This is a genomic window from Noviherbaspirillum sp. Root189 (assembly GCF_001428545.1).
GTDB lineage: Bacteria > Pseudomonadota > Gammaproteobacteria > Burkholderiales > Burkholderiaceae_D > Noviherbaspirillum.
Genome location: NZ_LMHZ01000003.1, coordinates 123725 through 137777, shown reverse-complemented (window position 1 = coordinate 137777; position 14053 = coordinate 123725). Strand labels below are relative to the sequence as shown.

At 56.1% G+C, this 14053-nt stretch carries 14 protein-coding genes; 4 read left to right on the top strand and 10 right to left on the bottom strand.

From position 1 onward, the window contains the following. Positions 1-1590: 1590 nt before the first annotated feature. Positions 1591-1925: DNA-binding protein (locus tag ASE07_RS03000; protein WP_235548332.1), on the bottom strand; the 335-nt coding region annotated here is incomplete at its 3' end. A 528-nt stretch (positions 1926-2453) separates the two neighbouring features. Between ASE07_RS03000 and ASE07_RS02995 the strand changes: the two genes are divergently transcribed. Next, a complete protein-coding gene (locus ASE07_RS02995) occupies positions 2454-3317 on the top strand; it encodes a site-specific integrase (protein ID WP_235548334.1) in 864 nt (287 codons plus the stop codon). An 84-nt stretch (positions 3318-3401) separates the two neighbouring features. Here the strand turns inward: ASE07_RS02995 and ASE07_RS02990 are convergent, their stop codons facing one another. The 3 genes from ASE07_RS02990 to ASE07_RS02980 all read right to left on the bottom strand — a co-directional run bounded on the left by ASE07_RS02990 (position 3402) and on the right by ASE07_RS02980 (position 6078). Next, entirely contained in the window at positions 3402-3689 is a 288-nt protein-coding gene (locus ASE07_RS02990; RefSeq protein ID WP_156396343.1) for a hypothetical protein, read from the bottom strand. 445 nt (positions 3690-4134) lie between these two features. Further along, entirely contained in the window at positions 4135-4992 is an 858-nt protein-coding gene (locus ASE07_RS02985; protein ID WP_200960872.1) for an isocitrate lyase/PEP mutase family protein, read from the bottom strand. A gap of 186 nt (positions 4993-5178) precedes the next feature. Further along, positions 5179-6078 carry an alpha/beta fold hydrolase gene (locus ASE07_RS02980; RefSeq protein WP_057289319.1) on the bottom strand — a complete coding sequence of 300 codons (900 nt, stop codon included), beginning with the start codon at positions 6076-6078 and terminating at the stop codon, positions 5179-5181. A gap of 266 nt (positions 6079-6344) precedes the next feature. Between ASE07_RS02980 and ASE07_RS02975 the strand changes: the two genes are divergently transcribed. Both ASE07_RS02975 and ASE07_RS02970 read left to right on the top strand, forming a co-directional pair. Further along, positions 6345-6860 carry a MarR family winged helix-turn-helix transcriptional regulator gene (locus ASE07_RS02975; RefSeq protein ID WP_235548331.1) on the top strand — a complete coding sequence of 172 codons (516 nt, stop codon included), beginning with the start codon at positions 6345-6347 and terminating at the stop codon, positions 6858-6860. A 256-nt stretch (positions 6861-7116) separates the two neighbouring features. After that, the gene (locus ASE07_RS02970; RefSeq protein ID WP_057289337.1) at positions 7117-7716 is read left to right on the top strand and encodes a TetR/AcrR family transcriptional regulator; all 600 of its coding nucleotides are present in this window, start codon (positions 7117-7119) and stop codon (positions 7714-7716) included. Between the two features lie 119 nt (positions 7717-7835). On the opposite strand, the gene ASE07_RS02965 is transcribed toward ASE07_RS02970, so the two are convergent. The 5 genes from ASE07_RS02965 to ASE07_RS02945 all read right to left on the bottom strand — a co-directional run bounded on the left by ASE07_RS02965 (position 7836) and on the right by ASE07_RS02945 (position 12125). Then, positions 7836-8828, bottom strand: a complete 993-nt coding sequence (locus tag ASE07_RS02965; RefSeq protein WP_200960871.1) for an NADP-dependent oxidoreductase — start codon at positions 8826-8828, stop codon at positions 7836-7838. Further along, entirely contained in the window at positions 8825-9346 is a 522-nt protein-coding gene (locus ASE07_RS02960) for a nuclear transport factor 2 family protein (RefSeq protein ID WP_200960870.1), read from the bottom strand. Before ASE07_RS02960 ends, ASE07_RS02965 begins: the two co-directional genes overlap by 4 nt. A gap of 750 nt (positions 9347-10096) precedes the next feature. Next, positions 10097-10393 carry a putative quinol monooxygenase gene (locus tag ASE07_RS02955; RefSeq protein ID WP_057289317.1) on the bottom strand — a complete coding sequence of 99 codons (297 nt, stop codon included), beginning with the start codon at positions 10391-10393 and terminating at the stop codon, positions 10097-10099. Positions 10394-10470: 77 nt separating this feature from the next. After that, positions 10471-11112, bottom strand: a complete 642-nt coding sequence (locus tag ASE07_RS02950; protein ID WP_057289316.1) for a hydrolase — start codon at positions 11110-11112, stop codon at positions 10471-10473. Positions 11113-11252: 140 nt separating this feature from the next. After that, positions 11253-12125 carry a pirin family protein gene (locus tag ASE07_RS02945; protein ID WP_200960869.1) on the bottom strand — a complete coding sequence of 291 codons (873 nt, stop codon included), beginning with the start codon at positions 12123-12125 and terminating at the stop codon, positions 11253-11255. Between the two features lie 107 nt (positions 12126-12232). On the opposite strand from ASE07_RS02945, the gene ASE07_RS02940 reads away from it, so the two are divergent. Next, entirely contained in the window at positions 12233-13144 is a 912-nt protein-coding gene (locus ASE07_RS02940; protein WP_057289314.1) for a LysR substrate-binding domain-containing protein, read from the top strand. A 391-nt stretch (positions 13145-13535) separates the two neighbouring features. On the opposite strand, the gene ASE07_RS02935 is transcribed toward ASE07_RS02940, so the two are convergent. Continuing rightward, positions 13536-14018, bottom strand: a complete 483-nt coding sequence (locus ASE07_RS02935) for a MarR family winged helix-turn-helix transcriptional regulator (protein WP_057289313.1) — start codon at positions 14016-14018, stop codon at positions 13536-13538. Between the last annotated feature and the right edge of the window lie 35 nt (positions 14019-14053).

Sequence of the window (14053 nt, the reverse complement as noted above, 5' to 3'; positions counted from 1 at the left end):
TCCCGCCGGTGTCAGGCACGCCTAAGGCCGATACCGTGGCTGCCATCGCAGTATTTGGCCGTGGCGAGCCCGTGCACTAGGACTGAGGTATCAACGTGATTCAGACGAGAACTGCCATTCATATCGCTTATATTTTTCCATCATCACTTGAAATTGGGAAAGTTGTTTGGCGAAGCCAWATTGTCTTTTCGCTAGACGACGTTACGAAAGCACGAAAGGTAAAGCAACCATGACAGCTGTTGGACTCCACACCGCGAACCGCTCCGCCGCCTTCTTGAGCAACTTCATTGACGCATTGGATAAGGCCATCAACATGGCAAAGGCGATCCACCATGACAGCCCGAATGCAGCCGATATGAAAAAGTCCGTGCTATCGCAAAGACCATCTAAGGATTCTCGCAGCGTCTCAGCCGAAGCTTGGTAACCGACCKAGTTGGGACGAACTTTTGCTGCTGACACGATTRAATGGCMTGTTATCCAGGTGGGATTGCAGGTCTTTGTCATACAGGAATTTCAWTTTCTTTCGTCCTTTTCGGTATGGGYTTGGTGCTTGAGATAGCTACGCAGCTCTTCATTCAATAATTGCTGCGCTTCCACCTTGGCCTGAGTGGTGGCAAGCGACAGTTCCAGCGTCCGTACCTGTTGCGAGAATCCSTCCGCTTGCGTCGTTGCCCTAGCCAGTTGTTCGGTCAAACGCTCGGACAACACTGTCTTTTCAGCGAGCTGCACCTCCAGTACCCGCGCACGCTGCTCCGCCGCCTGAAGCGCTTCCAGTCGCTGCACAAGCTGCCGGCTATTGGCCTGCTCGTCATGCAAAGACTTCCGTGCATGAGACAGGTCCGATACCAGACGCACGCCTTCCTGGTTCAGCCGTGTCACCTCTTCCTGCCTGACCACCAGNCTGCTCGTCATGCAAAGACTTCCGTGCATGAGACAGGTCCGATACCAGACGCACGCCTTCCTGGTTCAGCCGTGTCACCTCTTCCTGCCTGACCACCAGAGACTGTTGGAGCTGCCGCATCTCGGCTTGCAATTGCTGCACCTGCTGTTCATGCCGGCGCTGGTCCTGCTCTCGCTGTTCCTTGACCGAGCTGCGGTAATGCTCCAGCGACTGCCGTGCATGTTCGTGTTTTTGTTCGAGAGACTGGCGGTATTGTTCATTCTCGTGGAGTCGCTCTTCCAAGCCAACGATACGCTGCTCGGCGGCGCGATGGGTCACGGTCAGGTCCTGTAGCGATTCGCGCGTGTTGGCGTGGGCGCCCTGCTCCTGTGTCAGTGCGTCATTGGCTTTGTCCAGGCGCTCGGTGACGTCCTTCACCTCGGTACGTAACGTGGCGATCAACTCTNTGGCGTGGGCGCCCTGCTCCTGTGTCAGTGCGTCATTGGCTTTGTCCAGGCGCTCGGTGACGTCCTTCACCTCGGTACGTAACGTGGCGATCAACTCTGCCTGCGCGCGAGCTTGCTCCTGGTGTTTTACGTTCGCCTCCTCGAGCTTTTCATTGGCTTCGGCCTGCAACTGGCCAGCCAGGCGCTCGACCAGATCCTGCAGGACTTCGCTAATTGACGATTACGATCACTGCCCTCTTCTTNTCCTTCACCTCGGTACGTAACGTGGCGATCAACTCTGCCTGCGCGYGAGCTTGCTCCTGGTGTTTTACGTTCGCCTCCTCGAGCTTTTCATTGGCTTCGGCCTGCAACTGGCCAGCCAGGCGCTCGACCAGATCCTGCAGGACTTCGCTAATTGACGATTTACGATCACTGCCCTCTTCTTCCTGAAGTTCGCGCAGATACTTGTGGATGGTGGTTTTCGAGCCGGTATTGCCGAGGGCGATACGTACTGCGTCGACGGATGGATGCTTGCCCTGCGCGAGCAGGATCTCGCGTGCCTGCTTAACGTCTGATTTGTATAGACCTGTGCGTCCCATCTGTCTTCCTTGATATATCGTTATTGCTTACATGGTACTTAATTACATACGTTATTTCAATCCTACCAATATTCAAATTACATTTACATGTAGACGGATAATGCGGGATTATCGGACCTCATGCCGATTTTCCGGTATATTTTCGCCATCCGACCTGTAATTCCTATTCCAGCAGCGACAGAATGACCAAGCTCNTGGATAATGCGGGATTATCGGACCTCATGCCGATTTTCCGGTATATTTTCGCCATCCGACCTGTAATTCCTATTCCAGCAGCGACAGAATGACCAAGCTCGACCAGTACATAACAGCCGCTACCCGCGACAACACCCGCAAGGCGTATCGGGGCGCAGTCCGTCACTTCGAAGTCGAATGGGGCGGCTTTTTACCGGCAACCGCAGAAAGCATTGCCCGTTACCTCGTTCACCATGCCGAAACATTATCGGTCAACACGCTGCGCCAGCGGCTCGCTGCCCTCGCCCAATGGCACCTGGATCAGGGATTTCCCGATCCNCACTTCGAAGTCGAATGGGGCGGCTTTTACCGGCAACCGCAGAAAGCATTGCCCGTTACCTCGTTCACCATGCCGAAACATTATCGGTCAACACGCTGCGCCAGCGGCTCGCTGCCCTCGCCCAATGGCACCTGGATCAGGGATTTCCCGATCCGACCAAGGCGCCCATCGTACGTAAGGTGTTCAAAGGTATCCAGGTGCTGCATCCGGCACAGGAAAAGCGCGCAAAACCCCTGCAGCTGGAACAACTGGCGGCGGTTGACCAATGGCTTGAAGCCGCCATCGTGACAGCAAAGACGAATAATGATCGTGGCGGCCAATTACGTTATGTACGCAACCGGGCATTACTGCTGCTGGGATTCTGGCGTGGTTTCCGCGGCGACGAACTGACCCGGCTGCGCGCCGAGCATGTCGAGGTGGTTCCCGGCCAGGGCATGACCTGTTATTTCCCGTTGACCAAGGGCGATCGCCAACTCAAGGGGTCAACGTTCAAGGCCCCTGCCCTGTCACGGCTGTGCCCGGTCGACGCGTATCTGGCATGGATGACAGCTGCGCAGATTAGGGAGGGGGCGGTTTTCCGGAGTATCGACCGGTGGGGGCACGTCAGTGATGATGGCCTGCACATTGACAGCCTGGTGCCGCTGCTGCGCGCGATCCTGAAGGAAGCCGGTGTTGTGTCGCCCGAACTGTACAGTGGGCACTCATTGAGGCGAGGCTTCGCCACCTGGGCCAGCGCCAATGGCTGGGACGTCAAGACGCTCATGGAATACGTTGGCTGGAAAGATGTGCACTCGGCGATGCGCTATGTCGACAGTGCCGATCCGTTTGCCCGCCATCGGATCAGTGAGATGCTGGCGCTTAAATCCGGAACACGCTGAAATCGGTAGGCCGCCTGCATGTCAGTCATTAATGTCATCTGTTGGCCTAGAATTCAATAGTGGCAGGTCTCGCGGCGGAAGCAGTCATTGCTTCGCAGTCGCCCATAGACTCGAATCGACCCACATCTCTTGCTTCGCAATCTGAAGAAGTCCAGCCGCGATTGCCTGTACCGCTTGCTGATGCGCGCCGATGCTGGCCTGCAACGCGGCGAGTTGCTGCTGGGGCACTTGGGCCGCTTGCCCTGCCGGCTCCATCCGTCCGAAAGCGGCCATAACGTAGGCATCAGAGACGTCCTCGTTCAGATCACTTGACTCAAAATCCCACTTGTCAACGCGGAACTGAGCTTCAATCTCTTTGAGCTCGCTGGTCAAGCTGCACATTCGACGTCAAGCCATCGTCGGGTACACTTCTAGAAAAAGGCCTACCACCATATAGCTTGAGAAATCGACTATTGCCATAGTACTGCCACTGTTCCACGTTGCTTCCTTCAAAAGCGATGCATGCACATTGGCATCCGGGATGACCACAGTTCTGTTTCCCTGGATTGATATGTCACCTACCTGTTTCACCTTCGGCTACAACCGCCAATGCAGTCAACGGCAACCACCTCATGAATTGAATCAGTATCGCTCTTCTCAGACGGTTCTTACGACAGTTGTGTTTTGACAGATTGATTGCCATAGAAGGCGTGGCTTCATATCGACTTGCAGTCTCGGCGCCGAGCAATTGGCTGCTGATCTATTGGAAGGAAAGACTGCGCACAACGGCATCGATGGCCGGCGCGCTTCCACTCTTCTGGCCAGAGGATTTCAGTGCTCAGGCATTTGGCAGCAAAAAAGAGCCGTATCGCTTGCTCGCGGCGACTTCGGCAGCGGCTTGTCCAATGACTCGCATTGCTGCCATCATCGGCCATGGCCCAAGACTTACCCGCCGGACACCAACGCGGGCGAGATCCGAAATTTCGGGAATACCTTGCGTCACCATGATGTTGACGGGCAGAGGCGTGATTTGAACGAGCTTTTCAATGAGAGCTAGATCGGTGAGTCCGGGCACAAAAATTCCATCTGCGCCGGCATCGGCATACATTTCCGCACGCCTTACCGCTTCATCCAGGCATTCATATGGTGATCCGAATTTCAGCAGAAACGGATCGGTTCTCGCATTGATGAATAGACGAATTCCAAATTTTTCTGCTGTGCTCCGCACGACTTTGATCTTTGCTGCATGCTCTTCGGGACTGAGGAGCTGCCGCTTCCCGACGGAGAGGCCGTCTTCGATATTGATACCTATGGCGCCGGCTCTGAGAATCATGGTGACCGATGCAGCGACGGCCTCCAGCGAATCGCCATATCCTGCTTCGAGATCGACTGATACTGGAATCGACACAGCCGCGGTCATTCGTGATACCAGGCCTGTCACCATATCGAATGGGATATTTTCACCGTCCGCGTAGCCAAATGCGGATGCGACCGCCCCGCTACTCGTCGCAACGGCCGCAGAAGTCTTCGCGATGACCTTGGCGGTTGCAACATCCCAGGCGTTGAATAGGACGAGTGGGTCCCCCTCCTTCTTGTGAAGACCGTGAAACGTCTCAGCGTATTGCTGCTGTGTCTTGATATCCATCACACATACTCCTGGTAAGTAAGAGAATCTGAAAAATGTTTTAGCAATCATGGCCCTTTGCTCAGAGCTTCGTGCCAAAGACAATGGTTTCGTGTCGACGGGCGTAGGTTCACGAAACGGCCCGGCACAACGAGCTTATGCTGAATTTACCGCTAGCCGCGCCAAGCGTGTACGTCCTCGCGGCTCCCCATAGAATTTCGCCGCTCGGGCGCGCGATCGGGTCTACGCCATATGCGCTCAGTCAGGCGCGTGCGTTTTGAACCAGTCCATGATCAGACCGGTGACTTCGGCCTCGCGCTCGAGGTGCGGGAAGTGCCCAACATCGGGAAGGACAATACGTTTATGCGGCCCCTTGAAGAGCGGCTCCTCCTTCACCGAATACCTCTCTGTCGGATCGTTGCTGCCATAGATTGTCAGCGTTGGTGTATACATCTCGTTGATCAGCAGCCGGCCCGCACGTCCCGATTCAAACAAGCCCCCATAATATTTGAGCGCGGCCGCCATGGTCCCGGGAGAGCTAAGCGTCTCCTTGATCGAGCGGAGATGCGCATCATTTTTGAATGTCGGCGACCACAGCTTCCAAAGATAATCGATGAAGGGCAGTCCCTCGATATTGACTGCCGACTCGGCGCCAGCCAACTGAAAAAAATAGAAATGGAAGATGGATCGAACGGCATCGGGATCCTTCCTGATGCTTGAAAACGTAATCGGGTGGGCGGTGTTCATGACCACGGCGGCCTTAATTGCCGATGGCGCCGTAGCCAGCACCTGAAAGGTCGAGGTGCCGCCCCAGTCCATGCCAACCACGCGTGCGTGCCCGTCGTCGCTCAGCGCCGCGATAAGCGCTTCGAGATCCTTGCCCAGCGCGATGGGATCGAAGACTCCGTCCCCCGGAATCTCAGTCGGCGCATAGCCACGCAAGAACGGCGCGACTGCGCGATATCCAGCATCCGCGAAGACCTCCATCTGCACTCGATACGACCAGGCGTTGTCTGGAAACCCATGCATGAACATAACAAGTGGTCCACTCCCTTGTTCCAGGTAGGCAAATCGCACTCCGTTCGCGTGCACGTATTTCAGGGCAGGCTCACTTCCAGCAGTATTCTTGGTGGTTAATGCAGTGCTTCGAGGATTCATAGCTACTCTCCATATTTATTCGTATTTAAGTCGCGCATGACCAACACAGTAACGAACCGTTCCCTTGAACGGATACTGCAAATTCGAGGTAATCGTCGGCACCTGCGATGTTTAATATTCCCGCAAGACATGTGCGTAACGCACATGTATACTCTATTTATTTGGCGCCCTGTGTCAACATATATTTGTGCGTAACGCACATATAATTTCTTTTCCCGCGCACACTCAGGTTGTCTTTCGTGCGCTGCTGGCATATGATTCGCCTCATGATGACAGAGCCCGAAATCGCGAATTTGCTGGGAGCGCTTTCACTCGCCGTGATGGACCGGATCGAGCAGGGAGCACGCGCCGCCATAGGTCATGGCGGTGAAACGCCTGCCGCACTCATCGTCATTGGGTACGGTTCAGGCATAACCAACGAAAAGCTCCGACGAATTCTCGGCCTATCTCATTCGGGAACGGTTCGACTTGTGGACAGGCTGGTTTTAGACGAACTTGTCGAACGCCGGCCCGGAAAGGACGGCCGGGAGATCGCCCTGCATCTCACAACCAAAGGTGCGGCGGCCCGGAAGGATTTGCTGACCTCCCGGATTTCCGCCGTCACGGCGTTCGTGGACGTGTTGTCGTCAGCTGAAAGAAAGCGATTGGGAGAGCTGATACGCGACGTGCTAGCAAGGCAGGACACTTCGGAACTGGACCGGTTTACGATCTGCCGGATGTGCGACAACAGAGTCTGTACGAATTGCCCATTGCCGACAACCAAGAGCAAAACCGATCGTTAGTGTGAGTTTGAAAACAAGCGGGCTATTCTCCGCACGCTCGCCGCCGCTGAGGGAGAAAGCACCGAAGCGCCGCTGGGCGTCTGACGGTCAGGACCGGTCCAATCACTGGTTTGCAGATTGAATGCGATTCATCTGGCGATATCTGGCGATTCCACATCGGGAGAAAAACGAGGTTCTATGTGAAATCTGAATTCGGTGTGCACATTTTCGACACGAGCCGGTATCATTGGTCGATCAGAAAACTGTGATACTTCCGATGCATCCGATACATGAACTAACCACGCCGTCCAATCCTTCAACCCGTGACAAGATCTTTGCGACCGCTCGTGAGCTGTTCTACCGCGAGGGATTCCACGCAGTGGGCATCGATACGATTGCTGCCACTGCGGGTGTGGCAAAGACCAGCCTGTACCGCTGGTTCCCAAGCAAAGACCAGTTGATCGTGGCAGTGCTGGAGTCTTTACACGATGAGTTCTGGGCGAAGTGGGAATCGGTAGCCGAAAAGCATGAAGGGAACGCCAGGGAGGAACTGCTCGCTCAGCTTGGCTGGATCGGGAAGTGGATTGTCGACCCTCGTTCCCGTGGCTGTCCTTTCCTGAACGCAGCCTCTGAATTTCCGGAACCTTCCCATCCGGCACGAGCCGTTGTCCTGCGCAACAAGCAACTGCTGCGGCGCCGCTTGTTGCAGCTAAGTATGGCAATGGGTTCGGATGATCCACAGTTGCTTGCCGACCAGCTCACGCTACTGATTGACGGTGCGTTCGCCTGCAGCCAGTCACTTGGGAAGAAAGGACCGGCCGCGTCGTTGGCGCTTGCCGGCGCGGCTCTTACTAAAGTTTCAACGAGTAAACAATAGCACGGCGGTAGTCAGCAATGACTGCTTCTGAGCCGTTGCCAGGCACTGGATCCGCTCCGGCGATATCGCCAATCTCAATGTGAACACCGAGGTTCGGATGATGCAGGAGAGGCCGATCCTCAAGTTCGTTCGGCATCCACATCGGCGCGGACTGTCAGGACGACTTTGCCGACCACCCGCTTGCCTGCCACAAGCGTCTGTGCAGCCGCAGCAGCCTCTAAAGGAAAGACCTGCTCGATTTTGACGCGCAACTGGTTCGATTCAGCTAAACGGGCAATTTCGTTCAAGCCCACCGAGTCCGGCTCGACGAGATACCAGGATGCCCTTACTCCGAGGGCTCGCGCCTCGTCCATTAGCGTGGGTGTCCAAGCCGCTTGCGCGCTAACCAAAAGTCCGCCCTTGCGCAGGGTGCGCAGCATCATGAGGCAGGTTTCGCCTCCTACCAACTCGAGGACAAGATCGGCGTCAGAGATGAGATCTGGCACGCGCACCTGTGTGTAATCGATGACCAGGTCGGCACCAAGGCTCTTCAGGAATTCATGCTTCTCCTTGCGCGCCGTGGCAATCACATAGGCTCCCTTGGCCTTTGCAATTTGCACAGCCAGATGGCCGACACCTCCTGCTGCACCATTGATCAGGACACGTGTACCAACAGCAACCTGGCCCACGTTTATCAGCATCTGCCACGCAGTCAAGCCAGCCAGCGGTAAAGCGGCGGCCTGCACAAAATCGAGATTTGCCGGCACGGCTGCAAAATGCGAGGCCGGTGCCACGACGTATTCCGCATACGTACTTCCGGGACGGGGAAACCACGGCATTCCGAATACCCGATCTCCTGCCTTGAAACGCGTAACGCCGTATCCGACAGACTCTACCACTCCAGCGACATCCCAGCCCGGAATATGCGGCAGTGTCAGCGCTTTCTTGTATGCGCGCCCCTCCCGGGCGAACAGATCAACCGGGTTCACACCGGCCGCCATGACCCGGACTCGCACCTCCGTCGGCAAAGGTAAAGGTCGCGGTACCTCAACCAACGTCAGTTTATCGATATCGCCCCATTGCGAAACCTGAATCGCACGCATTGTTTCGTCGTGCATGGTATCGCGGCTCATGGCTGCACCGCCGATGCAAATTTGTGCTCGGACAGCGATCCGGAGGCTTGCACGAATGCCTCGGTAGGCACTTCTGACTGTCTGGCTACATCAGCCAGATCGAAATGGAAACTCTCCCAGATCACTTTTCCCTCGCTGAAACGGAACAGAATGAAGACCGGGGTGGATACTTTTCTTCCGTTTGGCTTGTCTCCCCGTGGGGTAGTGCTCAATGTCATTCGGATTGTGCCCCAGGTGCAAAGCGTTTCCCCTGCCATCGCATACCCGGTCAGCTCGACAGCATAGTCCGGAACGAGTCTGAAAAAACCGACGAGCTTTTTCTCGAGCTCAGCGCGGCCGTGCGAACTCGATTGCCATGGTGGGCAAAGAAGCGTTGCATCCTTGTGATAGATTTCCAGTGCTGCTTTGATGTCTTGCCGGCTCTTTACTGATGCGAGTTCAGACACGATCGACTTGGCGGTGTCGAGATCCGGGCATGATGGTGCGGCTGACTGTTGATCGAATTTGGCAATGTGCACTTGTGAACCCCTTTCAAAAATTGGACATGACATTCATCCCGGGCGATACCGATCTGTATCGATTATAGATACAGATCGGTATCTACGCAAGCATATCTTTATCCAAGCCTTTCTACTGGCCAGCAGTAAGCGTCCGGTCTTGCATCCTATTTCCCACAGGTTTTGACATAGCAGTTGACGCGACCTGGCCTGATAGAACGATGTCAGGCAGGAGGCCGTGATGGCGGTGCAGCAACATGTCGCAAAAACCAACATGCCAGCCTGGCTAATCAATGACCTGGATGGTTTGACAATTACAACGAGCGGCACCTGTACAAGGACTTGAAGATGAAGTCGCCACGGAAGTTTATCCGTGCCCGAGTACCCACAGGGTGTTCTGTTTAATGGGGAAAAATCCATTCATATCGAAAGGAAGAACACGCGTTGGTTTTCAAGAGTGGCCGTGAGCACCTGGCGATTTGGGGAGCTTGCCGGTGTCTCCACCACCGGAGGGCCATTAAAAAGAATAGCCCCAATTGAGCGTTGGACAGCTTGATCGAGCCCCCCGTTGAGCACATAACTACGTATCAGATGAGCTTCGGCATTCTAATGCACAGTACTTTAAGGAGATGCCGATTCCTGGATTCGAGTTGCTGCCGTATTGCACGGTGCTGTCGATATAGGCTAGGCTCCACTTTGCCCGGAGGTACAACAAGCGGCCACCGCTTTAATCTCTTAATAAACAAAGGCTGCAAGGATAGCCGGGGGTTTTTAGGCGATGCGTTTGAGGAAATGGACTGCTTCACGCCGCTCAACATTGGCTTCACCATGGGTATGAAAATGAGCGATGTGCGCCGACTGGTTGTGATGCGTCGCGTGCGCCTCGGCGTCGCGCCAGCGCTCGATGAGCGCAAAGCGCCGTCCATCGATCGCATCGCCAAAAAGCTCAAAGCTTAGATTGCCTTCCTCTGCCGCCGACTTCTCCGTGACCGTCACCAGATCGGAACGCAATGCTTCCTCTCGGCCTTCCTTGGCATAGAGAATCGCCACCACATAAATTTCGCTCATCACCTGCTCCTTCCTGAAAAATGGTTGTTTAAGGCGGCGGCACCAGCTGACTCCCGGCTGCCGCCGGTACCTTCGACTTACTCGCTGCGGTCGTACGAGAACTGGATGCCCGGCGTGCCGCCCGTCTCGATGAACAGGTTCATGAACGCGGGGACGGTTTCACTGCGCTTCCAGTCCCGCTGCAGTTCGCAGAACAACTGCACGGTAGAAATGAGCTTGCCGCCGGCCTGCTCGATACGACGCAGAGCGGCCTCGTGCGCGGCCACGGACGTTCCACCGACGGCATCCACCGGTACATAGACCTCGTAGCCCTCCGCCAGCGCATCCAGCGCCGGGAACGTCAAGCACGCCTCGGTCCAGAGTGCGGTCATGATGAGCTTTTTGCGGCCGGCTTCCTTGACCGCCTTCTGGAATTCCACGTCCTCCCAGCTGTTGATGGTGGTGCGGTCGTAGGTCGGGTATTTGCCCAGCACCTTTTGGATATGGGGCACTGGCGGCTTGTTGAGGCCGGTCTTCACGTTGACCGTGGAATGCACGATCGGCAAACCGTAGGCGACGGCTGCCTTGGCGCAACCAACGATGTTGTTCAGCATCAGCTGCCGATCCATCGAAGCGATCGAGTTTACCTGCACCGGTTGATAGTCGATGAGAATGAAGGTTGAGTTCTGCGGCGTCAGTAGCTGATCCGCCTTCGGATCACGAATAGATTCGCTGGCCATGGTCACTTCCTTTCTTTAATAGCTGCCCGCTATCATTCCAGCGCGGAAGATGAGTCCGAGCAGGTAGGGGCGGTGCGGGCGGAATGGCCGTCCCCAGTTTGAGCAAAGCCCGATCTTGTAGGGCAAGACCGCGCCAAACGTCACGCGGGCTGGACGAACCGGCCGTTTTTAAAGTCATCAAATGCCTGGCGGATTTCTGCCTCGGTGTTCATCACGAACGGCCCATGGCCCACGATCGGCTCGTCAATCGGCTCGCCGGTCAGCACCAGCACCATGGCGTCGCCATCGGTATGAATGGCCACGTCGCTACCTTCGCGGCTTAGCATCACCATTTCTGCCTCGCCGGCATCCTGGCTGCCGTTGAGGGTGACATGTCCAGTCAACACCACCAGCATGGCCGTATGGCCCTCGGGCAGATCGAGCGTAAGATCGGCATTCCGGACCAGGCGCAGATCCCACATATTGATGGGCGTAAACGTCTTTGCAGGTCCCTTCGCGCCGAGCAGTTCGCCGGCGATCACACGACCCTTGCCGCTGCCGTTGGGCAGATCAACTACAGGAATGTCAGTCGAGACGATGCCCTGATAGCCGCCAGGCGTCAGCTTGTCCTTGGCCGGCAGGTTCACCCAGAGCTGGACCATGCGGAACGGGCCGCCTGTTTTGGCAAACGCCGATGCATGGTATTCCTCATGCAGGATGCCGGCTCCGGCTGTCATCCACTGGACGTCCCCGGGGCCGATGACCCCGCCATTGCCAGCGGAATCGTTGTGCGCCACCTGACCGTCGTAAACGACGGTCACCGTCTCGAACCCGCGATGCGGATGCTGGCCCACGCCGCGGCGCTTGGTCGTCGGATCAAAGTAGTGCGGCCCTGCGTAGTCAAGCAGCAGGAACGGGCTGATATGCTGGCCAAGGTTGTTGTACGAAAATAGCGAGCGGACTGGGAAACCGTCACCCACCCAGTGGCTGCGATTGTTGCCGTAACGGCCAAGAATTTCCTTGCTCATTCTCATCTCCAGTGACAGCGGTAATAAGCACCGCCTGTTGTTACTGAAGATAGCAACGCAACGAATGCTTGAAAAGATTGCATTTTCTGACGCACCATCCTAATAATAGGACGATGCAAGACCTTAACGACCTTTATTACTTCGTCCAAGTAGTGGACCACGGTGGCTTTGCCGCTGCGGCTCGCGCCACGGGCATGCAAAAATCTAAGCTGAGTCGGCGCATTCTTCAATTAGAAGACAGGCTGGGGCTACGCTTGCTCAACCGTTCCTCCCGCCGGTTTTCGGTTACCGAGATTGGCCACGCGTACTATGAACGCTGCGTCGCTATGCTGGTGGAAGCCGAGGCCGCCGACGACGTAATCGCGCAAGTGCAGGCCGCACCGCGTGGCATCATCCGCGTAAGTTGCCCGGTAGCGCTGATCAACTTTCAGTTCGGCGAATTATTCGCGCGCTTCCTTAGCGCTTACCCGGCCGTGGAAATCCATCTGGAAAGCACTAACCGGCGGGTCGATGTGATTGCCGAAGGATTCGACATTGCCATTCGCGTGCGCTTCCCGCCGCTTGAACCGACTGAGCTTGTCATGCGCAGGCTCGACACCAGTACGCAATGCTTGGTAGCCAGTCCGGGATTTCTAGCGGGTCGAACCATTACCTCGCCTGCCGACTTGCACCAATCACCCAGCGTGACTTTGGGGCCGCCACGGCGCGACTATCAGTGGCAACTCGAACACACTGACGGTCAGACCGCAAACGTCACCCATGTGCCACGCTTGGTCAGCGATGACCAGGCGGCCCTGTGCGATGCAGCCATTGCCGGCGTAGGGGTGGTTGCGCTGCCCACGATGATGGTGTGGCGCCACGTCGAATCCGGGCAGCTCGTTCACATTTTGCCCAACTGGAGGCCGCGCGCTGGCATCGTCCATGCCGTATTTCCGTCTCGGCGAGGGCTGCTGCCATCCGTCCGAACGCTGCTGGAGTTCTTGGCGGCCGAATGCGTCGAGGCGCGCCGCCGAGCGGTTGTCTAAAGTTTGATATTCAACGCAAGGAAAAAGCCCGCCTTGCCTGCAGCGAAACAAGTTTAGGGACAACCAGTCCGGGCCCATGCAAACAGCATTTATCAAGCTGCGGAACCTGCAGCTATCAAAGTTAATGCAGTCTTTGAGCATATTTTGAGGGATGGCTGCATTTGTTAAGGGTTGTAGGATGCCTGCCTACACGCGCAGGAGTTTGGTGCCGATCTGAATCTTGCGGCAGGCGTCCTACAAGCCCAAGGGAGGAAACCACGGAATGCTCTGGCGCGGTACGAGCGAGCTAATGAGCTATGGCGATTCGACTGTCTTCCATGGCCTCGACGTGCGAACTGATGACGGCCACCACACTGAACACTCTGCTCTTACTTCTCCAATCTTTCCGATCTCACTCCGTTTCATCTTCCAGGTTCGAGCGAACCTTTTGCAGCATCGACAGCAGCGCACTGCGTTCCTCTTCACTTAAATGCTCGACGGCCATATTGGACAGGTGCCTGCCCTGCAGCTGCAAATGCCGGAAGACTTCCTGTCCGGCCGCAGTAACCTGCAGGCGCACACTACGGCGGTCTGCAACATCGGTGCTCGCTTCGAGCAAACCCTTCTCTCTCAAGCCCTTGATCAGGCGTGCAAGCTGCGCCTTGTCGCGGCCGGTATGCGCGACGAGATCGCTCTGCGTCGTTCCCGGGTGCCTTGCGAAATAGCCGAGCGTCTTGGTTTCCATATGGGTCAGATCATGCAGGCCGTCGCGCAGCGTGCGGTATTGCCGCGAGCGGTAGAGGTGCATGATCGCGTGGATGGATTCAAATACCTCATCGGCCATGTCGGAAGCGGCGGCCGAACTTTGGTTGACTTTATCAACTTGTTTATTCATAATAGGAGACATTATCAATCAAAAAGGCCTAAGCA

Bases quoted from the DNA above. Each gene is read 5' to 3' on its own strand.
- ASE07_RS02950 (WP_057289316.1), bottom strand. From the start codon at position 11,112: ATGGCCAGCGAATCTATTCGTGATCCGAAGGCGGATCAGCTACTGACG.
- ASE07_RS02965 (WP_200960871.1), bottom strand. From the start codon at position 8,828: ATGAGCCGCGATACCATGCACGACGAAACAATGCGTGCGATTCAGGTT.
- ASE07_RS02995 (WP_235548334.1), top strand. From the start codon at position 2,454: ATGGGGCGGCTTTTACCGGCAACCGCAGAAAGCATTGCCCGTTACCTC.
- ASE07_RS02935 (WP_057289313.1), bottom strand. From the start codon at position 14,018: ATGAATAAACAAGTTGATAAAGTCAACCAAAGTTCGGCCGCCGCTTCC.
- ASE07_RS02980 (WP_057289319.1), bottom strand. From the start codon at position 6,078: ATGAATCCTCGAAGCACTGCATTAACCACCAAGAATACTGCTGGAAGT.
- ASE07_RS02940 (WP_057289314.1), top strand. From the start codon at position 12,233: ATGCAAGACCTTAACGACCTTTATTACTTCGTCCAAGTAGTGGACCAC.
- ASE07_RS02985 (WP_200960872.1), bottom strand. From the start codon at position 4,992: ATGATTGCTAAAACATTTTTCAGATTCTCTTACTTACCAGGAGTATGT.
- ASE07_RS02955 (WP_057289317.1), bottom strand. From the start codon at position 10,393: ATGAGCGAAATTTATGTGGTGGCGATTCTCTATGCCAAGGAAGGCCGA.
- ASE07_RS02975 (WP_235548331.1), top strand. From the start codon at position 6,345: ATGATGACAGAGCCCGAAATCGCGAATTTGCTGGGAGCGCTTTCACTC.
- ASE07_RS02945 (WP_200960869.1), bottom strand. From the start codon at position 12,125: ATGAGAATGAGCAAGGAAATTCTTGGCCGTTACGGCAACAATCGCAGC.
- ASE07_RS02970 (WP_057289337.1), top strand. From the start codon at position 7,117: ATGCATCCGATACATGAACTAACCACGCCGTCCAATCCTTCAACCCGT.